The organism is bacterium, from assembly GCA_013360215.1.
Classification (GTDB): Bacteria; CLD3; CLD3; order SB21; family SB21; genus JABWCP01.
In genome coordinates this window covers 91,255-114,066 of record JABWCP010000001.1, presented here as the reverse complement: position 1 = coordinate 114,066, position 22,812 = coordinate 91,255, and the positions used below count along the sequence as shown (strand labels likewise).

Genomic DNA, 22,812 nt, shown 5'->3' with positions numbered 1-22,812 from the left:
CAATTACGAGAGTAAAAACTACCTCTCATCCTGACTTCTCCTTATTAGTTGAGATTGGGACATCGTGAAGAATTGATTAACATTTAAAAACAAATACTTAAAAGAAATGAACTAAACGAGGTAATATGGGACTGATTTGTTGCGGAAATATTAGGTATTTGTTATTACTTCTGCAAGAATTTTTTTGAGGAGAATTTATTGTTTTTATTCATAATTCACCTTGAATTTGTAAACCTCGTTTTGTACTATGCACGCGCTGTTTTTGTTTGCGCCCGTAGCTCAATTGGATAGAGTGTTGGCCTCCGGAGCCAAAGGTTGTGGGTTCGATTCCCGCCGGGCGCACATCTTTATTACATAATGTATGATAGATACAGACTATGATTTTTACTTTTTTAAATAATCGACCTAGTACAACTTGAGATAGGAAACACTTTTAAACGTATTACGAAAACGTATTAATTTACAAAAGCTGTTTCCGGTGTCCCCGATAACCCGAAACAGTTTTTTTATTTTATCGAAGGAATCGACCCATGGCTGAACGAATTACTAAACGCGAACAAGATTATTCACAATGGTATCTGGATGTCATTGCGCAGGCTCAACTGGCCGATTATGCGCCGGTCAAAGGTTGTATGGTAATTCGTCCAAATGGTTATGCGATATGGGAGTTGGTTCAACAATCTTTAGATAAAATGTTTAAAGATACCGGCCATGTCAATGCCTACTTTCCGCTATTCATACCGGAAAGTTTCATGACTAAAGAAAAAGAGCACGTTGAAGGCTTTTCGCCGGAGTGTGCGGTGGTCACGCATGGCGGTGGAAAAAAACTGGAAGAAAGTTTATACGTACGACCGACGTCGGAAACAATCATTTGGAGTATGTACAAAAACTGGATTCATTCCTATCGCGATTTGCCGATTTTGATCAATCAATGGGCGAACGTCGTGCGATGGGAGATGCGTACTCGATTGTTTTTACGGACGACGGAATTTCTATGGCAGGAGGGGCATACCGCGCATGCGACGTATGATGACGCGGAAAAAGAAGCTATGCAGATGCTGCATGTTTATAAAACGTTCGCTGAAGAGTATATGGCATTGCCGGTTTACCACGGAAAAAAAACCGATTCTGAAAAATTTGCCGGCGCACTGCACACCTACTGTATCGAAGCGATGATGCAAGACAAAAAGGCGCTTCAAGCCGGTACGTCGCATAATCTCGGGCAAAATTTTGCCAAAGCGTTCGACGTGAAGTTTCAGGATGAGAATGCTCAGCTCCAGCATGTATGGGCAACCAGTTGGGGGGTAAGCACTCGTCTGATCGGTGCACTCATTATGGCACACAGCGATGATAACGGATTGGTTTTACCGCCTAAATTGGCACCGATGCAGGTGGTGATAGTTCCGATATATAAAGAAGATAATGAACGTACTGCGACGGTGGAAGCCGCGCAAAAGTTGAAAACCGACTTGCAATCCAAAGGCATTCGCACGCATGTGGATGACCGTGATCAGTATCGCCCGGGTTTCAAATTTAACGAATGGGAAGTCAAAGGCGTGCCGATCCGCGTCGAACTGGGCCCGAAAGATTTAGCCGCCGGCCAGATCGTATGCGCACGTCGTGATAAAACGGCCAAAACGGATAAAATCACTATGAAGGTCAATGAAGCTTCGTCACGTATTCCAGCGTTATTGGAAGAGATTCAAAAAAATCTATTTGATCGGGCAAAAGAATTTCGCGATAAAAATACAATTTTCGTCAGCGATTATGCCGGATTAAAAAAGATCGTAGAAAACGAAGAAGGTTTTGCACGTTGCTTTTGGGCGGGTTCGCGCGAAGATGAAGCCAAGATCAAAGAAGAAACCAAGGCCACGATCCGATGCATACCGATGGAGCAGTCCGGAGAAAAAGGTCGCTGTGTGTTGACAGGCCAAGAAACGGATGTGCAGGTAATTTTCGCTAAAGCGTATTAATGACTGCTTAAACAGAGGGCATCGCTATGAATAGTGAAATTAAATTTCATTGTAAGGATCAAGGTAGCGGTGTACCCGTTGTATTTATACACGGCTACCCGCTTGATCATTCGATTTGGCAAAATCAGTTTGAACTGTCGGATACATATCGGTTTTTTGCTTTGGACCTTCCGGGTATGGGTAAGACTCCGTTTTATGAATTGGAAACCATAGCTGATTATGCACGATGGGTAACGCTATGTTTACGACAAAAAAACATTGCCCGCTATCATCTTCTCGGGCACTCTATGGGCGGATATATCGCTTTGGAGATGTTGCGTCAGGATGGCACAGCCGATATTCTCTCTTTTACGTTGGTGAATTCGCAACCCTTTGCCGATACACAAGAAGGCATACAAAATCGTTATGCTATGGCAGAACGCATAGAAAGGGAAGGCGGCGCGTTTGTCGTAGACATGATGAAAATCAAAATGCTCTCCGCCAACCAGTCGCATTTGTCGGGAGCGATTGCTCCGATCATGACACAGGCGGATATTAAAGGCATGGTGCAAGGGCAGCGTGCGATGGCCCGACGCGAAGATAATACCGATATGTTGATCCAAAGCCGCGTGTCGAAATTAATCATCACCGGCACCGATGATGTACTGGTTTCTGAGGAACGGCGAAAAAAAATGGGGGAGCTGGATCAAAACATAGAGTTTCACATGCTACAAGCATCCGGGCATCTCAGCATGATGGAAAAACCGGAAGAAGTTAATCGCATACTTCGCAATTTTCTTCGTCGACAGTTATCTATCCGCTAAAATTCTAATCCCATCTGCTCATTCATAATTCCAGCGCAAAAGGTTTTGCGATGGATCATACAAAGTCCGTGCGTTTTGAGGGCTTGGATATGGTCGGCGGTCGGATAACCTTTGTGTTTGGCAAATCCGTATTGTGGAAAAATTTTATCGTATTCGACCATCAAACGATCCCGTGTTACTTTGGCAAGTATGGAAGCGGCCGCGATCGTAAAACTTTTGGCATCACCTTTGACGATAGGGCGCTGACGGGTATAATAGGTGTTGTTTTTAGGAAACGCTTCGGAGTTGCCGTCAATCAAAACAAAATCAGCGGGTATACGCATCTTTTCGACGCACATCCGCATTCCTAATAGCGAAGCTTGCAGAATATTGATTTTATCTATTTTTTCATGATCGATGATTTCGATGTGAAATGCTAAGGCACTACTTTGAATGGTGTTAAAAAAAAACTCCCGTCGTTCTTCCGTGAGCTGTTTACTGTCGGTAACGCCTTCGATCACAAAATCGCGTTCAAAAATCGCACCGGCCACGACGACCGGCCCGGCCAGAGGACCGCGTCCGGCTTCATCCACGCCGGCAACGTGGGGATGACCGTGTTCCCAACACTCAGTTTCGTATTTTAATAGCGGATGACTGCTCATAGTTCAAACGGTTAAAAGAAAAGGGTTGAACGGCTTACGCTATTCAACCCTTAACAGATTCATTACGGCTGAAGATTAAGCTTGCGCTTCGCCGCCTTTTTGGCTGGCGTTATATTCTTCGACCATTTTAGCTTCTTTTTGTTTTTCAAGCTCTGTCGCGGACAGGACGATTTTTTTGTTGTCCTTATCAAATTCGATCACGACTAAGTTGAGTTCTACGCCTTCGCCGTAAGCGTCTTTTTTATCGGATTTCGGCAAGTGCGACGTCGGTACAAAACCTTCGACGCCGAGCGGCAATTCGACGATCACACCCTTTTCGATATGACGCATGATTTTGCCGGTTGTTTCCGTACTGGCGGCATAAGCCTGGATAAAGCCATCCCACGGATTTTCCGTGACATGCTTGTGGCTCATGGAGATACGGCGATTATCTTTATCAATACCCATGATGACAACATCCAAGTGATCGCCTTTTTTGACCATTTCATTAGGATTGCGGATCTTACGAGTCCATGATAAATCGGAAATGTGAACTAAACCGTCAATACCGGGTTCGAGTTCCACGAAAACGCCGAAGTTGGTAAGATTACGTACTGTACCGGCGTGTTTGCTGCCGAGGGGATAACGGTCATCCACATGTTCCCAAGGATCATTTTGCAGTTTTTTGATCGAGAGGGATATTTTGCGTTGATCCGCCTGGATATTAACGACTTCGGCTTCCACTTCATCGCCGAGATTGAACATCTGCGAAGGATGTTTGATCGTTTGATTCCATGACATTTCAGAAATGTGAATGAGACCTTCGATACCTTTTTCGATTTCGATGAAGGCGCCGTAGTCGGTGATCGAAACAATTTTACCTTTGACCATCGAACCGATGGAATATTTTTTAGCGGCTTCGAGCCACGGTTCCGGCTGCATTTGTTTGAGGCCGAGGGAAATGCGGTCTTTGTGCTCGTTGAAATCAATGACCATAACTTTGATTTTTTCATCAAGTTTGACGATTTCCGAAGGATGTTTGACACGACCCCAAGACATATCGGTAATGTGCAATAGTCCGTCCACTCCGCCAAGATCAATAAACGCACCGAAATCGGTAATGTTTTTGACCGTTCCTTCAAGAATCTGACCTTTTTGTAAATCCGTAAGGATGCGTTCACGCTGGCCTTTGGTGGATTCTTCGATGAGAACGCGGCTACTGACAACCACATTTTTGCGCAGGTTGTTGATCTTAACGACTTTGAAATTCATTTCGCGGCCTACATACGCATCAAAATCGCGGATCGGCTTAACATCGATTTGCGATCCGGGGAGGAAGCAGTCAATACCCATCACGCTGACAACCATACCGCCCTTGATACGTTTGGCGATTGTACCGCTGACGGTTTCACCGCTGTCATGCAAGCGGTTGATTTTTTCCCAGGAACGCATAAAGTCGGCTTTTTTGTGTGAAAGGATCACATTGCCTTCTTTATCTTCCATATTGTCAAGATAAACTTCGATCTCATCGCCGACTTTGTATTTGTCGAGGTTGGAACCAAATTCGGTTGTTGCAATAATGCCTTCGCTTTTGAATCCGATGTCCACTTTGACTTCTTTTTCATTGATGGCACGGATTTTACCTTTGACGATCGTGCTTTGTGAAATTTCACTCAGTGTGCGATCATACATGGTCTTGAGATCAAGAAATTCCGATTCGGAATAATCACCGATGGCTTCATTGACTTTGACGAAAGGGAGCGGGGCTTTGCCGTGAAATTTGTCACGGGCTTGGTTTGTGGTTTGTGACATGATAACTTTTATTTGCTGATGTTTATCCGCCGGATGGGCAGACCACAGGGTGCATCCGCAAAATTTCCTTTTACTGGCTCCGCGTAAACGGAGGTTTGGTTAGGCGTCCTTGTGTACGCTGTTGTTTTTAGATCCCGTTTTAGGGGCAGGAAGATAGAAAATCAGAGTTATGCAAGCAAGGAAAATTTGTATCTAAAATCAAAGGCTTGGAAGCCGGGTTACTGAGGTAAATTTTCAATTTCGGCACGAATATGTAGTGGTGCTTTTTTGAGCCCGGATATGATCGTAATCGGCGGTTGTTGGAAACTGAAAATTGGGGCTGTCCGTGATAATGTATAACCCGGCGATTTGATCCGGTGGGTATTCGCCGAAAATACGTTTATAATCTTCCCTAAGATTTATGGTCTCTTCGATCCATTGACCGTGCGGTGATTGGGCATTGCGTAAAACGATCGAAAAGTTATCGTATAACCAACCCGAAGTTTTGACCGTCGTACAAGTGCCGCCTTCATAGGCCCAGGCATAGGTTATGGTGATCGGCACACCGAGCCAATTTTGATAAAAAATGACGGTTACCGAGGCGGCGTTTTCGATCGCATCGTTTTGGGATGAAGCCGGAGGCATGGTATTGACGCGCCATTTCCATTTGAGTACCGGATATTCACGGAGATCATAACTGTAAGGCCGAACTAGCGCAACGGATGTGCCGCGGGCTATGGCGGATAAATAGCTGTCCTGACTGTCTTTGACGACACTATAGACGCGCTGTGAAGAACGCATCAGATCATCATCCCGCTTGCGCCAACCCCAATTGCGCGGAAAAACACCTGACTCAACGGCATTAAAATCGTCAATGACAAAATGTTCGGCGTTGGTGATCAGCGCTTCTACGTATTCATTGCTATATCCGTCACTGATCTTTTCATCGCAATCCGGTAAAAGGTCACGCAGCAAACGAAATTCGGGCGTACGTATATCGTATATTCGCCATCGGTTCTCGGAAAAGGAAAGCCGCAACGCGATGCGCACGATTTCTTGATTTTGTACGATTTCCAGAGACGCTTTGGCGCGTGTTATACCGATCTCTTCGTCAAACCAACGGGACTCGGCACGGCGTAATGTTGCCGCATTGTGTATCAGGTATTGTGTAAAAACCTCGCTGAGGCGTTGTCGTATCGCTCTTTCGAAACGTAACTGCCAGCTTTTGGTAAGGTTCACCCAATTGGCTTCAAATTTTCGACGTGTAATTTCATTCCAATCCATCAGCTGGTCCATCAAAACCGGAGCGTGCGTCGAACGGAAGCGCGCCGTATCTCTTAATAGCTCGCGTAGGGAAGTTAACTGCGACTTCAATGCGTCCGTTGAAACCTGTGCTTGTGCAAAGAGCGACGCTTGAAAGCATAACAGGATAAACAATACTCGTCGAATATAACTCATGTAAGTTTCCAAGTTTTTTGCGAAAACCCCTGCGCGTCGGATTCAAGGTAACTGCCGTGCTGAATCCAGTCTCCCAGATTATAATATATTTTATTATTGAAAACACGCATCATAGGCTGATGATGATGTCCCATCAATATCATATCATAGCCCTGATCAAAAATGGTATTCAGCGACTTAAAATAGCTTTCATCCTGATTGTATTTGGTATATAAAACATCCTGATTTTTGCTCGCGTGCGACATACGATTGGCTAAGGCGATACCGAGATCGGGATGTAACCATCGAAATAAAAACTGATTGAAACGAGCGCGCAAAATGCGGCGCATCGTGCGATAGGATTTATCAAGATCGGATAATCCGTCGCCGTGTATAAGATAAATATTTTTCCCGTTGCGTGAAATCGAAAATGGCTCATAATAAAGTTTAATATCCAACTCCTTTTGTAAAAAATCACCGAGCCAAAAATCATGATTGCCGACAAGGTAATGAATTTGTACTCCTGCGTCTGCCAATAATACCAACAACGCAAGGCCGCGTACGTTTTGCGAGGGAAGGCTGTGACGATAATCAATGCCGAAATCAAAATAATCCCCGAGTATAAAAAGCTCTTGTCCATGTTCAGCGACGTGCTCAAAAAAAGATTTGACCATTCTGTATTTATGAAACTCCGCCGCTGAGCGCCCGCCCATAAAATGAATGTCAGATATGAAAAATGAAGGCTTTTGAATCATGGTCAATCGAGCTTCGACGGTTTATAAAAAAACAAAAAGCACAGCGATAAAGTGGTGATCACCCAAAGACTGTGAGCGAACCAATCGCCCCATCGCATATAAATGCTGGTACTGGTTTGCAACGGTATCGTCGCATACAGCACTCCCTGCAAGCCATTATCCAACTTGGCCGTAATGCGCCCGTAGGGATCAATGGCGTTGGAGACGCCGGAGTTGGCGCACCGGGCTACCGAAGTGCGAAACTCAATCGCTCTCAGAACGGCGATGCGTGCGTGTTGTTCAGGCGCCATCGTACCATCATACCATGAATCATTGGTTACAATGACCAAAGCTTGCGCATCCCGCTCCAAACCTTCCCGAACTAGATAGGGGAATATGGACTCAAGGCAAATGACAGCAGTAATACACGCTGAGTCGGCCGGGATGCTATCGGAATAGAGAGGAATGGTAAAAGCATGAACTGAATCGCCGGGCGTATAGTTAGAGGCACCGACTTCCATGGCGATGGCGTCCAAAAACTTCAAAAAACTCGGAACGAATTCGCCAAAAGGAACAAGATGAACTTTTTCATAATTTCCAAGCTGCGTATTATCCGGGCGAATAACGAGCGCGGCGTTATAATATTCAGCCGTCCGTCGTCCGTCTTCGGTTTCTGTCGTTTTCCGATCGGGTATTCCGGTGAGCAGAGAGGCTTTTTTTTCTTTTAAGATTTCACGTATCGCTGCGAGTTTAGTTCGATCTTGTCTCAATCGAACTGGAATGGCCGTTTCCGGCCAAATGATCAGATCGGTTTTACCTTCAGGGATGGATTGCGTTAAGCGCAACAATTCTTCGTATGCAAAATCATGCTCAAGCCATTTGCGGTTCGGTTCAATATTGGGCTGTATGATCGCTACACGCAACTTTTTTTCCGAAGTTTCCCGCCACGACGACAAAAAGCCATAGACTAGCGGCAAAAGAAAAATCATTCCCAAACCCACGGCATAGGACACCACTTGATTTTTTTGCTGTTCACGATAGGCATTGATTAATTTGAAAATGATAACATTAACCAAAGCGATCCAAAACGAAAGCCCGTAAATGCCGGTAATATCTATAAACTGAATCAAAGGAAGATAATAAGACTGGGTTGTCGCCAGATTATGCCAAGTAAAACCAAGTTCGCCGAGCGACTGGACGTAGTCCAGCGATGCCCACAAAAAGGGAGCTAACCATAAACCACGTTCACCAAGTTTGCGTTGGATAAAACCTTGTATGGCGCCGAAACATCCCCAATACAAAGCCAGATACATGATCGTCCCGAGATACATGCCGGTGGCCTGCGGTAGTGTTGCTCCGGTATTGGCATTGAGCCAATGAATAAAAATACCCATGGTAAGCAAACCCAAGCCGTAACCGGTTCTAAAACCGAACCGATATTGATTTTGACGCAGCAATTCAAAAAAAGGAAGGAGAGCGATATAGGCTAAAAATCCGGTAGGAAGCGGGGGAAAGCTTAATAAAAAAAGCAACGGCCCCGTAAGATACAAAATGCGGGTGCGTGTGATCATAGTCCTATATCCGCCACAGTCTAACGTGAACGGCCGTTGAGCTGAAGATAGGTATAATCTTTAAGTCCGGCTTCGTAGGTGTCTAATAATTTAACACCTTCGCTGGGTTTGAGTTGCCCTTCTTTGATGCGCTGATCCACGGTTTTTTTGATGAGCTTGATGATCTCATTTTCATTGTACTGTACCAGCGATAATACTTGCCCAACATTGGAACCGGGAATGATTTCTTCGACGTAGTAGTTATCCGGTTCTTCGTCATCCATAAAAACGTGTACTTCATTGACGCGACCGAAAAGATTATGCATATCACCCATGATATCCTGATAAGCGCCCAATAAGAAAATACCGATATAATAGGGATCATCATTCAGGGGGTGAAGTTCCAGCTTATCTTTGACATCTTTCATGTCAATGAATTTACAGATTTTTCCGTCGGAGTCGCAGGTGATGTCCACCAGAATAGCGCGTTTGGTCGGCTCTTCGTTGAGTCGGTGTATCGGTACAATGGGGAATAAATGGTCGATCGCCCAATGGTCCAGCAACGATTGGAAAATCGAAAAATTGCAGAGATACTGATCAGCTAATTTGGGCTCAAGCTCGGCTAATTCTTCGGGTATCACTTCCAGACTGCGGGAATATTCACGGATGATATTGATGATTTCCCAATACAGGTTCTCAATTTTAGCTTTTTCGATGAGCGTCAGATAACCGAGTGAGAATAGCGAGTGCGCTTCTTCGCGGCGTTGTGCGGCGTCGTGATAGACTTCGAGGTAGTTGGTGTTTTTTTTGTGCAATTGATGACGCAGATCCAGCATTTCTTGTATAATGTCCGGATCTTCGGGAGAAAAATCCATTTTAAATGCGGACGGTTTTTTCTCAATGTTACCAAAAATTTCCAAAACCAAAACGGAATGATGGGCTACGATGGCACGTCCGCTTTCGCTGACAATATTGGGATGGGGAATTTCTTCCGAATTACATACTTCCAAAATAGTATAAACGATATCGTTGGCATATTCCTGCAAACTATAATTCATACTGCTGCGAAATGTTGTCCGAGATCCGTCATAGTCAACGCCCAAACCGCCACCGACATCAATAAACTGAATAGGCATACCCATTTTATAGGCGCTCGCATAGATACGCGAAGCTTCCTTAGCGGCCGCTTTGATCGTACGGATATCGGGTATTTGGGAGCCCATGTGAAAGTGCAGTAACTTAAAAGCGCTCGTCAGGTTATTTTCTTTGAGCATTTCGATGGCTTCGACGATCTCTGGCATAGAGAGGCCAAACTTGGACTGATCACCGCTGGAAGCTTCCCATTTGCCGGTGCCTTTGGTACTGAGTTTAGCGCGAATACCGATTGCCGGCTCGACACCGATTTCTTTGGATATCTGCAAAATCTGCCGCAGCTCGGATAACTTTTCGACAACGATGATAACGTTCTTTCGGAGTTGTTTACCCAGGAGCGCCATACGAATGAATTGCGCATCTTTATAGCCGTTGGCTATGATGAGCGTTTCTTTATCTTCGACAAGAGCTAGCGCGACATACAGTTCCGGTTTGCTGCCACACTCAATCCCGTAACCGTAGGGAATACCGGCATCCAGTATTTCTTCGACGGCCTCACGCAATTGATTGACTTTGATCGGGAAAACGCCGTGGTATTTGCCTTGATAATTGTATTCACTGATCGCACGGCGAAAATGTTCATTGAGCTCCCGAACGCGGCTTCGAAGAATATCCTGAAACCGAACAAGAACGGGCAGGGCTATGCCGCGTGCTTTGATATCGTCTACAACCGTTTTAAGGTCAATGGATTTGCCAAGGTCGCCGGTGGGCGTTACGCTAATATGGCCTTTGGTGTTGATGTGAAAATAACCCGCACCCCATTCTTCGACATTGTAGATTTTATTGGCATCATCGGTTGTCCAGGTCAACTTCGGCGTCTCCTCAAAATGCAGGTATTTCAGTCTGCGTTGTAAAGTTAAAATTAATGGTGCGCAATATTATACCGAACCGCATAGATATGCAATAGTAAATGTCTTTGCATAGCAGCTTTTTTTGGAAAAAGTGCAGGCGGTATCCTCAAAACATCTTGCCTTTAAGGGCATGCTTATGTACTTTTATGCCCATGAAATGGTTTACTGACAAACGGTTCCGCCTGTTATACGTTCCCGAGAATCAATCGGGCATGCGTGAACTTATGGTTTCCCGGAATCGCCTTACTTTGTTTTTGGCGGCTTTGGTTAGTTTTTTATTTATTTCAATGAGTATTCTCGGTTTTTTGTTTTCCAAATATTCCGGTGATGAACGCCTGGCCGAACTCAACGCGGAAAATCGAATTCTCAAAGATCAACTTTCCGATATCGGCGGCCGTATGAAAGTGATTGACGAACAGCTTAAGCTAATTCGTACTAAGGATAGTGAACTGCGTGTCATCGCCGATCTGCCGGATATCAATATGCTGCTTAAAGATGCCGGTATCGGTGGCAGTGATTTGGAAATTGATTACAACCCGGATTTGTTATCGGACGATGCGGATGGGCTGGTGCGTAAAAATCTTGAGAACTTAGAGAAGCTGGAAAGTAATATTAAACTCGAATTGCAGAGTTATGCGGAACTGCATGAAAACATCAGTGCCAATGCAGCGAAGTTGGTTTATCTTCCGTCAATCAATCCGATCAAACGCGGGCGCATCACAGATCGTTTCGGCGTTCGTAAATCATTTCGTTCGTTTATACCGCACACCGGTTTGGATATTGCCGCGCGTTGGGGAACGCCGGTTTATGTTACGGCCGATGGCGTTGTCGAAGGGGTGACTTGGCGCGGTGGTTACGGTAAATCTATCATCGTAGATCACGGTAACGGAATAAAGACACTATACGGCCATTTGTCATCGTATAAAGTAAAAAACGGGGAACGGGTAAAGCGTAATCAAAAAATTGCTGAGGTGGGGAGCACCGGTTTATCTACCGGACCGCATTTGCACTACGAAGTGCGTATCAATAATGTACCTCAAAACCCTGAGCTTTTTATTTTCTTCGATATGGTGGATTATTTGGAAATGGAATGGTAATTAATTCCTTCCGATATAGATCGTAAGTACTTCACCTGCCTGCAAACCATTCAACTCTCGTTTATTCCATTCTTTGATACGTGCTGCTGTGACTTTAAATTGTTCGGCTATTTTCAAAAGATTATCACCACTGCGAACCGGATATTGTATCTTAGTGTGAGCAGGGATTTTCAATTTCAATTTTTGATTTACCACAACAGCATCATTCTTAAGCCCGTTCCAATCTTTCAGTTCCTGAATACTTATGCTGTACATGGCGGCAATACGTATCTGCGATTCACCCGGTTGAACTGTGTGAAAAATCGTCACCCGATTGTTTTCGCCGTAAATGATCGAATCATTTTTTGATTGCCAAAACTGCATGAGCGAAGAATCACTTGAGAGACCTTCAGGAACGCGTAGCTCCCAAATACCTTCGGGCAAATCATAGCGCATAATCCAGAAGTTAAGCATTTTGATCGTTTTGTAATTGGTACCGATTGATTTTGCCCACAATCCCAAATCTTTGACCGGACCTTTTAGTGCTATTGTTTCTGTACGGTCATCGAATGGTTTGAAGTAGGAGGAATCCGGAATGGCGTAACCATATTTTTCGGGATGTTCTAAAATTTCCTTAAGTACGGCGATGTGAATCACGTACTGCCGTGTTTCCTTGTTTAAAAAAAGATTGTAATAGTTATCATCATGCTGGCCGTCAACGGCTTTTTCGATATTTGCTTCACCTGTATTGTACGCTGCTGCGGCCAAACTCCAACTGCCGAAAGCCATGCGCAGATTCTTTAAAAGAGTGCAGGCAGCGCGGGTTGATTTTTCGACATGAAATCGTTCGTCGGCATATTTATCTACGCGCAATCCCCAAATTTTGGCCGTTCCTGCAATAAATTGCCATAAACCTGTGGCATCGGCTGAAGAGTATGCATCAATACGCAACGAGCTTTCGGCGACAGATAAGTATTTAAGGTCGGATGGTAATTCCATTTCACGAAAAACTTTTTCATAAAACGGGAAATAACGGGAGGTGCGTCGTAATAAAAGATAGAAGCGATCATCGTCGCCCAGCCGTGTATAAAAAATATCTTCTGCACGTTCGCGTACTTCGGGATCATTGAGAGGGATGACCTCTCCGCAAAAAGTCAGCGTATCGGGAAGTTGTACCCATTTGCCCAAAACATGTTTCTTACTCATCGCCTCGGAGTTCGCGGTTTGACCTTGCAGTGATGAGTTGCTTAACAGGAATAGGATTGTAGTTATGATAGTGGTAGGTATTAAAATATTTTTCATAGCAAATCATAATTAAAAAAAAGAAAAGAAAAAAGCAGGCATCAAGGATACCTGCTTTTTCAAAGACTGTGGAGGTCGTGTAACCCTCCGCAAACGACAACTTACGGGGTGTAATCCAGTCGGAACCCGGTAAGTAAGCGATTAGAAGAGATTACTTCTTCTTAGCAGCTTTTTTGGTCGTTTTCTTAGCGGTCTTCTTCGCGGCTTTTTTAGCAGCGGGTTTCTTCGCACCAGCTTTTTTAGTAGGCATGGTTTGAACTCCTTTCACCTGTTAGTACTTCTGTTAATTAAATGAGAGCTCCTTCAAACTCTCACAAAATTATTTTAACCTATTTTGAAAATAAAGTCAATAAAATTTTATACTTCGGAGAATAAAAATGGTTTTTGATTTTGTGTTTTTTTTTACCGTTTGGTGTATTTTTTTATGCGATTGGCTGTAAAACATTGTAGGTTGCGGTTCTGCGGGTTATGTGAGATTTTGTGGTAACGTGATGGAGAATGACGCTATTTTTTCTTTTTTTCTAATTGTTTACGTATCGCATCCAATTGTTTGCGCGCACGCAAGTGTTCTTCCATTGTTTTAGAAAAAATGTGTTTTCCTTTTCCGTCCGCCACCATATAAAGATATTCCGAATTGGCCGGATACAGCGCGGCAAGAATGGATGCTTTGCCTGGATTGTTGACCGGGCCCGGAGGCAGACCTGCATATTTATATGTGTTGTAAGGGCTGTCTATTTCCAGATCTTTGTTGTATAGGCGACGCGGACCATCCTTGATGATGAACTGTATGGTCGGATCCGCTTGCAGCATCATTCCGCGGCGTACACGATTATGATAAACGGATGAAACTAAATATCGCTCGTCATCGTCCGCAGTTTCGCCCTCGATGATGGAGGCAATGGTCATGATCTGACGCGGTGTCAATTGCAATTCTGCAGCTCGCTTTTTTAAGTCATCGCCAAAAAAATTAGTATACTCCGCGATCATCAAGCGAACGATGTCACTTTCGCTGGTTCCGGGATCAATGAAATAAGTGTTGGGCATCAGATAACCAAAGAGCGATTTATCCGGGAATCCTAATTCACGACAGAGTAAAGAGTCATTGACGGCATTGACAAATTTAGCAGAGTCCAGCGGAAGTTTGGCCGATAAAAGCTGTATGATGGAGCGTAAGCCGCGGCCTTCCGGAATCGTCACACGAACACTCTGGGGTACGGCATTTTGTAATATGCGGATGATCTGATGATTGGAACCGTGTGCCGGCAAAAGATATTGCCCTGCTTTCAGACTTCGTTCTGCGCCGAGATAGCGAGCGGCCAAACGAAAGAGAGTAGCGTTTTCTATAACACCGCTTTCCTGTAAGACGTTCGAAATGCCATTCAACGATGCGCCTTTGGGAATAGTAATGAGTAACTTTTTATCTAACGGTAATTGTTCGACATTGATCGAAGGCGCGTTATACAAAACAAGTTTGTAAAAACTAACAACGACAAGCAATGTAGCAACGACGAGAATACTGATGCCGATAAAAATGTATTGCAATAAGCGCTTACGTGCTTCTGAGCGCGGATCTTCAATAACCAATGAATTTTCCTTCTTAGTGAAACCGAAACCGCGCGAAGTATATAAAAAAGAAAGCATGGAATCAAATATTTTGGATTAAACTAAATTTCTGTAGGAGATTGAATCAGTGTGTTGAATAAGAAGTATTAGTCATTACGCTATTTTAGCAATTACGTTATTAAGAATAAGATGTTAGAAAATAATCAATCGAAGATTAAATGCGTGCACACTTATACCAGTGCTATTTATTTCAATTTAAAACTAATGATTACGATAAGGGGTAAATTTAGGACCAATAGCCGGGAATTTTCCGATCGCAATTCGGGCATTTTCCGTGGATAATCCTATTTTGCTGAATGCGATAACCGTGGCGTTTTACTAACAATGCTTTGCATCCCGGGCAGTACGTGTTTTCCATATCACGCAGTTCACCCGGGCGATTTCCGGTATATACAAAATGCAGGCCTTCGTTTTTACCGATATGTGCTGCGCGTGCTAATGTATCGGCATCGGTTTCATCCGGATCGGTCATCTTGTAGTCAGGATGAAACGCCGTGACATGCCAGGGTATATCGGATGAAATTTTTTTTATAAATGATGCCATGCCCTGCAGTTCGGCATCCGAATCATTAAAGCCCGGAACGATCAGGGTTACGATTTCCAACCAAAAACCCATGGCATGAATTTTTTCTATGCTGTCGGTTACATTTTTTAACGTGGTACCGAGCTTCCGATAATTTTTGTCGTTAAAACTTTTGAGATCTACTTTGTACATAGAAACATACGGACGCAGAAAAGTTAAAACTTCCGGTGTTGCATTGCCATTGGATACAAAGGCACCGTATAAACCTAGGCGTTGTCCTTCTTCAAAGACGCGCACCGCCCATTCGGCGGTGATGAGCGGTTCATTATAGGTACTTGTGAGAAGGCGCGCGCCATGATCCGATGCATGTTGGGCCAATTCGGCGGCGGTGATAAGACGGGGCGGTACGCCGGCGTATGGGTCTTGCAAGGCTTGGGATGTGATCCAGTTTTGGCAATACGCGCAGTGCAGATCGCATCCTAACATTCCAAAACTCATCGCTGTGCTGCCGGGAAACACGTGAAAGAATGGTTTTTTTTCGACGGGATCAAGTTGTATGCCGGCCGTATATCCGTGGGGAACCCATAATTTATTATTGCGGTTGAAGCGAACTTTGCAAATACCATCGCGCCCTTCGCCGATGATGCAGCGATGACCGCACGCGTAACATTGCACACGACCGTCGTCGGTTTGTTTATACAGTGTTCCTTCTTGGACAAGTGATCGGAGGTTATCGCGCAATGATGATGGGGCACGCATGATCCGTCCTTTCGGGGATTCAGGCCGGCGGATTATAGTAAACTACGCCGGATAAGCGCGTATCTAAACGTTGGTAAAGATCTTCGAGGTGATGGGTATTTTCCGGGTCTAATTGATTGGCGTTAACAATAAGCACCGGTGACCAACGGTAATAAAGAAAAAATTGATTGAACTCTTCGTTGAGCGCTGCGATGTAGGCTTCGTCCATGCGTTGCCGTTCTTTGCTTGCATTACCGAGTGCATGCCGGGTGTGAATTTTTTCCATCACGGTGTCAATATTACTCTGAAGATAGATGACCAGATCCGGTATGGGTAATTCGCGTTCCATCACATTCATCATCGTATCGTACAGATGCATATCTTCGTTATCAAGTTTCAGGTTCGCATATACGCGATCGGCATAAAAAAGATAATCGCAAATGACCTGTTCAAAAAAAATCTCAGTCTGATGAATCTGTTTGAGCATTTTATACCGATCCATAAGGTGCAGCATATGCTTTTTGAAGGCCATATCTTTGGGATCGGTGCTGTGAATGTTAACCAATGGAGAAAGAAATTCGGCTTCCAAAATGGGTCGGGCATTGGCCATCTGGGAAAGATTGCGTGCGAGCGCGGTGTTTTCCGGCTTAAGGACGCCTTCTATGGCGATAAATCGTATTTTTTCGTCAGTGGCCAATCGCGTCTCCCATCGGTAATAAGTGAAAGATGGCGTCGGGATTGTCCCGCGAAACGGCGCATTGTACGTGATGCGTATCACGGGATAGATTTAGAATTTCCTGTATCGTGAGGTGCCGAACCGGGCAAAGCCAATTCCCGGCAATTTCGGCCGACGGTACGAGAACAAAATTTCGCTCTGCAAAACGCGGATGGGGGATGACCGTATCCGACGTATTCATAATGAGATCACCAAACAATATAATATCCAAATCAATCGTGCGTGCGTTCCCGGGAATCGTTCTTTCACGACCTAATGATTTTTCTACGTCTAATAGTTTTTTCATGAGGCTCTGAGCATCTAAGTCCGTATCAATGATCATAGCCGTATTGTAATAATTATCCTGCATGATCGGGCTAACCGGCTCGGTTTCATAAATGGATGCGATCTGTGTAATGCCGGCAAATCGGCTCATTAGATCAACAGCTTCGCGAAGATGCTGCATCCGATCACCTATGTTGGAGCCTAAGCTGAGCAGTACTTTACTTTTCATGTGGTTTTTCTTTCACGGGTGATTTCAACTTCCACATGATCCAAGGAACCGTGAATGGGAACACTCGGTTTACGGACACAGACTGTGACGACCTGTATCGGGAAATCATTAAGTAGTCGCTGCGCGATATTTTCAGCGACCGCCTCAATCAGGTAATATTTCTTTTCCGTGACGACAGTGTGAATGCGCTGATACACGGTGCCGTAGTCCACGCTCAGATGCAAATCATCGGCGAGCGCCGCCGGTTGGAAATCAAGTCCAAGTTCAACATCGATTTCAAAGCGCTGACCTAAGCGCCGCTCCTCTTCATGTGCACCATGATGAGCATAAATGATCAGATTGACGAGTCGGATTTTATCGTTATTTTTCATGTTACGCTTTAGCAAAAGCCGCCATACGCCGCACGGCTTCCGAGAGACGTTCTTCGGACTGTGTCAGCGCAATGCGAAAGTACGATCCGCTGGACTGACCGAGCGCCGAACCGGGTGTTACAACGACTCCTGTTTTATCCAATAATTGTTTAGTAAAGGTCATTGAATCTGAACCGCCGGGCACTTCTGTCCATACGTAAATGGTTGCTTTGCCATGATGACTTTTGAATCCGGCCGCATTGAGCCCTTGCACTACCGTATCTTTACGGCGTCTATATAATTCGATCATAGGTTTCGTAAATTCTTCGCAATGATCCAATGCAAACGCGGCCGCCTCTTGTAACGCTAAGAATAAACCGGTATCTATGTTGGCTTTGAGTCTGGACAGTCCGGCGATCAAGGAAGGTTCGCCAACGGCAAATCCGACGCGCCATCCGGTCATGTTAAAAGTTTTAGACAGCGAATGGAATTCGATGCCGCCGTCAAGACCGCATGTTGTTTGCATCAGACTGGGTGGTGCTTCTTCGAAGAAAAGTTCCTGATATGCCGCGTCATGAGCAGCAATAATGTCGTTAGTTTTACAGAACTGAGCGATGGATTCGAAATCACTTCGATCCGCCCAACCGGTAGTCGGGTTGTTGGGATAATTGAAAAACATCAATCGTGCACGTTTTACGACATCGGCAGGGATTTCATTGAGCGGCATCAGAAAACGATTTTTTGCTAATAACGGTATCGAATGGAGCACGCCGCCGGCTAATTTAGTTCCCGTCACATAGGCCGGATAACCAGGATCCGGTGCAATGACGGTTTCACCCGGATTTACAAAAGCGATCGGAAAATGGGCTATACCTTCTTTGGAACCGATCAAAGGAACGATATTGCGTTGAGGATCTACCGTTACATCGTATCGTCTTTTCATAAAAGCCGAAACACTTTCCCTAAAACGCATTGAACCGGCTTGGTAGGGGTATCGGTGGTTGGCCGGTTTTTGTAGCGCCTTGGTGCAAGCATCTATGATAGGTTGTGGGGTGGGAACATCGGGGTCACCTACACCCAAATCTATAACGTCTTTTCCTTGGGCAATGGCTTCGCGTTTGAGGCGATCCACCTCGGCAAAAGCATGTACGGGCAATTCTTCAAAACGATTAGCTAAACGAAATGCCATAAAAATAATAGTAAGTTCATAAAAATCTGAACAATATACCTTAAAGGATATTTTCATTCAAGCCTGATAATGCATGTAAAATAAAAACCCCGCATCGGATGACGAAGCGGGGTTGTACGATAAGTTTGTATCAAATCAGAAAATGTAATTCACGCGGAATGCAAATTTGTAAGGACTGCCTTTTTCGCTTACTGATTTGGCAATATCAAATCGGAACAGGTCATTTTCATCGCCAATACCTACGCCGAGGTCGGTTTGTATATCGCGCAGATTGGTTCCGCGAGCCAATTCGCGAATGGAATAAATCGTATTATTCCATGCATAACCGGCGTCGGCAAATAAAATGGCACTAAACGGGTGAATGGGGAAAATGCGATCATTTTTCAGAGCACCGGAACTGATGCGGTATTCGACATTAGCCAATGCCATTTGATTTCCCGACATCGCTTTATAATCATGACCGCGTAAGGTGGAGATGCCGCCGAGGTGAAACATTTTCTGAGCGGGGACAGTGCCGGTCACCGATCCCAACATCAGGCGCATATCCAGATTTTCGTAACGGCTCAGCGGTTGGTAGCGTGCGATGCTCAGAACGTAGCGAGAAAAATCAAAATTGGAATTCCACTCATCGCGGCTACGCTCGGCTTCGCCGTAAATATCCCATCCTACACGTTTGCTGTACTTGCGATTATTATAGACCCATCCGCGCGTATTGAGTTCAGCACGTACAACAACGCTGTTCATGCGACCTTCATCAATCATAGGGTTTGTTCGGAAGTCAATTTTTTTACTCCGAAAAAGCGCCCAATTAACATTATTGGATGCGGACGAGTAGTCATCAACTTTGTATGCAACGCTTATTTTGAATTGACTGTTCAGATTTTGCTGAGCTTGGAAACTAAAACCGCGTGTACGAAAATAATCTCGATTGTCTATTTTTAGCAGCATGGAATTCATGGCGTTTTCCATCTGACCGACGATCCAATTATCATTTGTCGTCGTAAGATCGTGTACTTCGCCGCCTAAAGTAAATCGGTATTCCGCACCCCAGATTTTATCCAGGCCAAGGCGGTAATGGAAATCTTTAGGTCCGAAAGCATAACCGGCTTCACCATATATTTGAAACGGTTTGTTATCATATATCTGATGGTCACGATCTATTTTGCCGCCGATATAAAGACCGTCTACACGATTGTAGTCAAAAAGAACGAAGGATGTATTACGAAGTTTTTCCTGATGATTGTCCCAATAATTATTGCGTGAATAATAGCGCGGACTTGTACGATCTTCATTACGGCGAGGCACATTATCCACCCGTACAAACGAAGCGCTGTGCGAACGATCTTCGTCTTCATTGTCGTCTTCATCCGTCTGGGGAGTATAGTTATATTCGTATTCCGGCAGATCTTTTTCGACGGTTTCATTCATCCGTGCCATTTTGCGGTTAAATTTTTCCATTTTACGATTAAACTTTTCCATCTCGCGATTGAACCGCTTCCAATCCGCTTCGGTCATGTTGTCCGCGTTAGGAGCTTCTACCACAGGTGGCACTTCGACATACGGGGTAATACTTTTATTCTTACGTTTGTTTTTATAGTCATATACCCGCGCACCGTCCTTACGCTGGACAGTAGGTGGTGTTACGGAGGTTTCATCATCGTTTAATTCCTCGGGATCATTTTCTTGATAACTATTCGACTTGACGGATGGAGTGTAAGCTGTTGCTTCGCTTGATGTTTCATCTGCTGTAAATTCATCGGCTGAAAAATTAGATTCTTGCTTTGCGGCGATATCTTGTTTATTCGTTGAGCGCTGAGAGGACTTTACCTGCAGAATGTTGCCTGCAATCTGATCGGAATTAACCGTTTCGACGCGGCCGTTGATACTGACAGCATCACGAGTGACCGAACCGGTTTCGCGCATGATGATATTTCCATTGGAAACGACAATTTTACCTTCCACAGTACCGGCAATAATAAGGTCGCCGTTGAGCAGTAAAATGTCGCTTTTGATCGTGCGTCCTTCGGGAATTTCACGATTACCGTTGTATATAAGGACCGATTTGGAATCGGCCAAATATTTCTCACGCACATCTGCAACAACACCGTCTTCGTCAATCATTTCATTTTGTGCCATACCTGGAAATGTCCAGCTAAGCATCAATAAACAAACTGCTGTTAAAGTTTTCGTGAAAAGTTTCATGGTCGCCCCTTATCTCTTATATGGTTAGCTTTGTTTTTTACGATGCTTAATCCCAAAAAGTTGCAGGATTTTTATATTTTCTTAAAAAGACCGTTTAACACCAAAAAAGTTGCAATTATATATCCTTTATATTCCCTTTTTAGATGTTTTTTCGATCTTTAAATAGTTTTAACGCTGTCGAATAATCTTCAGGACTATTCATGTTAAAAAAAACGTCAGGGTAAATTGCAGATTCAAAATGTGAGGCAGGCAGAACGAGATTTTTGGTTTGATTCAGGAAATCCGTTAAGCGGTAATTTTCGCCTCGGATCATCGAATCAATTATAGGAAGGTGTTTTTTGTGGTAAAATGCACATAGCGTTTCAAGGCCGCCGGGTGTTTGGGGGACGATCGTATCAAACTGAAGCAATCTGGATTGCATCAGAGTGGTTACGCGATGATCAAAAAGGGGTAAATCACAAGCTAAAACAAATACGTGGTCATATAATGCGGATTGAAGTCCGGTATAGATTCCTGCCATCGCTGATCGCGACGGATGCACATCCGTGATGATCGAGTGATGTATATTAAGCGCTGCTAAGGAGTCAGGGGATTTAGTTACGATATGGATTTCGCGTGCGGTTTTAGCCAATTCATCAGCTAAATTCTTAAGAAGTGGGACTCCGTAGAAATAGAGACTAAATTTATCCTGACCCATACGTTGGGATAGACCGCCGGCCAGAATAATGCCCGTAAAATCACACATGGTTAAGGAATGCGTACGGCTTTTTTGAATTTTTCTTTAGTCGTAAGATCAACGCGATATTTGGATTGAGGCGTATTTATTATCAAGACCCCGGGTTCTTCCTTCAGATGGGTCCCGATAAATCTTGCTACATATTTAGAATTGTCCAAATATGCGCTAACGATACGATTTTCGTAGTACACATAAAACCAATTGAGCTGCCCGTCCTTTTCATCCTGCGTTTCGCGTATATCCGCCGCAACCAGGTCGAACGGATTTTTAAATAAAATACGGGTTTCTATGGATTCCGTCGCATTCAAAACTGAAATCGGCACGTACACTTCATGCGGAACAGCAGCCAGAGCGGCCGGACGTGTACGATCAGTTTTACTCGGAGGTAACTGACCGGCGATCATACTCTTGCGTTCGTTGGGTTTATTGGTACGTTTTGCGGCTACATCATTGGATGGAGTACCCGGCTCGGTAGACGTTTGAGCAGGAGCCTGTTTGTCCGTGTTTACAATCGGTGCTTGCTCGTTTTGAATATTTTGTTTTTTAGCAACTTCCGGTGCCGGTTGAAGATTCATCTTATAAATCCAGAGTCCTCCGGCGATCACAGCTACGGCCGCTGCGGCACGCCACACAAAACGCATGGTCATTACTTTTCCGGATGCCGGATTTGCGGTGTGCGATAAATGTAGCGGAGAAGATGTATGGAGCAATTCTCTAATGCGTTGTTTCATGGCCATGCGGCCATGTGCACGCAAAGCGGCTATGGTCATTAATTCGCGATCAAACATCACGTTAAAATCTTCGTTTTTACGTAATTCACTCAGACGGATAGATTCGTTATCCGTCAGTCTGCCGAAGACAAACTTATCTATAATCTCATTTTCATCAAGCCATTGGCGGTCGATCGGATTTACCATATTCTATCGCATCATT

The 22,812-nt window shown here is 44.5% G+C and carries 19 protein-coding genes and 1 tRNA gene; 4 read left to right on the top strand and 16 right to left on the bottom strand.

Going from position 1 to position 22,812, the window contains the following annotated elements:
- Positions 1-268: 268 nt before the first annotated feature.
- The 3 genes from HUU58_00510 (at position 269) to HUU58_00500 (ending at position 2,776) form a co-directional block, all read left to right on the top strand.
- Positions 269-342: transfer RNA gene (locus HUU58_00510), tRNA-Arg, on the top strand.
- Between the two features lie 188 nt (positions 343-530).
- On the top strand, positions 531-1,973 hold the full coding sequence (locus tag HUU58_00505; protein ID NUN44135.1) for a proline--tRNA ligase: 1,443 nt from the start codon (positions 531-533) through the stop codon (positions 1,971-1,973).
- A 26-nt stretch (positions 1,974-1,999) separates the two neighbouring features.
- Complete coding sequence (locus HUU58_00500) at positions 2,000-2,776, top strand: alpha/beta hydrolase (protein NUN44134.1); 777 nt, start codon at positions 2,000-2,002, stop codon at positions 2,774-2,776.
- On the opposite strand, the gene HUU58_00495 is transcribed toward HUU58_00500, so the two are convergent.
- The 6 genes from HUU58_00495 to speA form a co-directional block, all read right to left on the bottom strand.
- Positions 2,773-3,417 (bottom strand): ribonuclease HII, encoded by a 645-nt coding sequence (locus tag HUU58_00495; protein ID NUN44133.1) that lies wholly within the window; start codon positions 3,415-3,417, stop codon positions 2,773-2,775. The two genes, HUU58_00500 and HUU58_00495, sit on opposite strands and share 4 nt — an antisense overlap.
- Before the next feature lie 75 nt (positions 3,418-3,492).
- Complete coding sequence (rpsA, locus tag HUU58_00490) at positions 3,493-5,208, bottom strand: 30S ribosomal protein S1 (GenBank protein NUN44132.1); 1,716 nt, start codon at positions 5,206-5,208, stop codon at positions 3,493-3,495.
- A 234-nt stretch (positions 5,209-5,442) separates the two neighbouring features.
- A complete protein-coding gene (locus HUU58_00485; protein ID NUN44131.1) occupies positions 5,443-6,645 on the bottom strand; it encodes a DUF3047 domain-containing protein in 1,203 nt (400 codons plus the stop codon).
- Entirely contained in the window at positions 6,642-7,379 is a 738-nt protein-coding gene (locus tag HUU58_00480) for a UDP-2,3-diacylglucosamine diphosphatase (protein NUN44130.1), read from the bottom strand. The genes HUU58_00485 and HUU58_00480 overlap by 4 nt, the downstream gene beginning before the upstream one ends.
- A gap of 2 nt (positions 7,380-7,381) precedes the next feature.
- Positions 7,382-8,929, bottom strand: coding sequence for an apolipoprotein N-acyltransferase (lnt, locus tag HUU58_00475; GenBank protein NUN44129.1), 1,548 nt, complete (start codon positions 8,927-8,929; stop codon positions 7,382-7,384).
- A gap of 20 nt (positions 8,930-8,949) precedes the next feature.
- Positions 8,950-10,893, bottom strand: a complete 1,944-nt coding sequence (speA, locus tag HUU58_00470; GenBank protein ID NUN44128.1) for a biosynthetic arginine decarboxylase — start codon at positions 10,891-10,893, stop codon at positions 8,950-8,952.
- Positions 10,894-11,123: 230 nt separating this feature from the next.
- Here speA and HUU58_00465 point away from each other — a divergent pair, with 230 nt between their 5' ends.
- Positions 11,124-12,008 carry a M23 family metallopeptidase gene (locus HUU58_00465; GenBank protein ID NUN44127.1) on the top strand — a complete coding sequence of 295 codons (885 nt, stop codon included), beginning with the start codon at positions 11,124-11,126 and terminating at the stop codon, positions 12,006-12,008.
- Here the strand turns inward: HUU58_00465 and HUU58_00460 are convergent, their stop codons facing one another.
- From HUU58_00460 to HUU58_00415, 10 genes are all read right to left on the bottom strand, one after another.
- Positions 12,009-13,193, bottom strand: coding sequence for a LysM peptidoglycan-binding domain-containing protein (locus HUU58_00460; protein ID NUN44126.1), 1,185 nt, complete (start codon positions 13,191-13,193; stop codon positions 12,009-12,011). It abuts the gene before it with no gap.
- A gap of 600 nt (positions 13,194-13,793) precedes the next feature.
- On the bottom strand, positions 13,794-14,930 hold the full coding sequence (mltG, locus tag HUU58_00455) for an endolytic transglycosylase MltG (protein NUN44125.1): 1,137 nt from the start codon (positions 14,928-14,930) through the stop codon (positions 13,794-13,796).
- 208 nt (positions 14,931-15,138) lie between these two features.
- Positions 15,139-16,194: an AmmeMemoRadiSam system radical SAM enzyme gene (amrS, locus tag HUU58_00450; GenBank protein NUN44124.1), complete on the bottom strand. Its 1,056-nt coding sequence runs from the start codon at positions 16,192-16,194 to the stop codon at positions 15,139-15,141.
- Between the two features lie 19 nt (positions 16,195-16,213).
- Complete coding sequence (locus tag HUU58_00445; GenBank protein NUN44123.1) at positions 16,214-16,870, bottom strand: deoxynucleoside kinase; 657 nt, start codon at positions 16,868-16,870, stop codon at positions 16,214-16,216.
- The gene (gene folK / locus HUU58_00440) at positions 16,860-17,402 is read right to left on the bottom strand and encodes a 2-amino-4-hydroxy-6-hydroxymethyldihydropteridine diphosphokinase (GenBank protein NUN44122.1); all 543 of its coding nucleotides are present in this window, start codon (positions 17,400-17,402) and stop codon (positions 16,860-16,862) included. The genes HUU58_00445 and folK overlap by 11 nt, the downstream gene beginning before the upstream one ends.
- Positions 17,399-17,773, bottom strand: coding sequence for a dihydroneopterin aldolase (gene folB / locus HUU58_00435; GenBank protein ID NUN44121.1), 375 nt, complete (start codon positions 17,771-17,773; stop codon positions 17,399-17,401). The genes folK and folB overlap by 4 nt, the downstream gene beginning before the upstream one ends.
- A 1-nt stretch (position 17,774) precedes the next feature.
- A complete protein-coding gene (locus HUU58_00430; GenBank protein ID NUN44120.1) occupies positions 17,775-18,941 on the bottom strand; it encodes an LL-diaminopimelate aminotransferase in 1,167 nt (388 codons plus the stop codon).
- A gap of 135 nt (positions 18,942-19,076) precedes the next feature.
- Complete coding sequence (locus tag HUU58_00425) at positions 19,077-21,143, bottom strand: BamA/TamA family outer membrane protein (protein ID NUN44119.1); 2,067 nt, start codon at positions 21,141-21,143, stop codon at positions 19,077-19,079.
- 139 nt (positions 21,144-21,282) lie between these two features.
- On the bottom strand, positions 21,283-21,888 hold the full coding sequence (locus tag HUU58_00420; protein ID NUN44118.1) for a molybdenum cofactor guanylyltransferase: 606 nt from the start codon (positions 21,886-21,888) through the stop codon (positions 21,283-21,285).
- A 2-nt stretch (positions 21,889-21,890) separates the two neighbouring features.
- Positions 21,891-22,796, bottom strand: coding sequence for a hypothetical protein (locus tag HUU58_00415; protein NUN44117.1), 906 nt, complete (start codon positions 22,794-22,796; stop codon positions 21,891-21,893).
- Positions 22,797-22,812: the final 16 nt, after the last annotated feature.